Annotated in this window: 1 pseudogene; it reads left to right on the forward strand. The window is 64.4% G+C overall.

Features of this window, described 5'->3' with window-relative positions:
• Window positions 1-388: pseudogene (locus EOA32_RS38120) on the forward strand (UDP-N-acetylglucosamine 1-carboxyvinyltransferase); the annotation flags it as partial.

Genomic DNA, 388 nt, shown 5'->3' on the forward strand with positions numbered 1-388 from the left:
CGCTGGAGAACGTGCCGCATCTGGCCGATGTCGAGCAACTGATCCGCATCCTCGGCAATCACGGTGTCGACTATTCCGTCAACGGCAGGCGCGAGAAGCAGCAGGAAGGCTATTCGCGCACCATCAACTTCTCCGCCCGCAACATCGTCGATACCACGGCTCCCTATGAGCTGGTGTCGAAGATGCGCGCCTCGTTCTGGGTGATCGGGCCGCTCTTGGCCCGCATGGGCGAGGCCAAAGTGTCGCTGCCTGGCGGCTGCGCCATCGGCACGCGCCCGGTCGACCTGTTCCTCGAAGGCCTGCAGGCGCTCGGCGCCGATCTCGACGTCGACACCGGCTATGTCATCGCCAAGACCAAGAACGGCCGCCTCGTCGGCAACCGCTATGT

Source organism: Mesorhizobium sp. M1A.F.Ca.ET.072.01.1.1 (assembly GCF_004023325.1).
GTDB lineage: Bacteria > Pseudomonadota > Alphaproteobacteria > Rhizobiales > Rhizobiaceae > Mesorhizobium.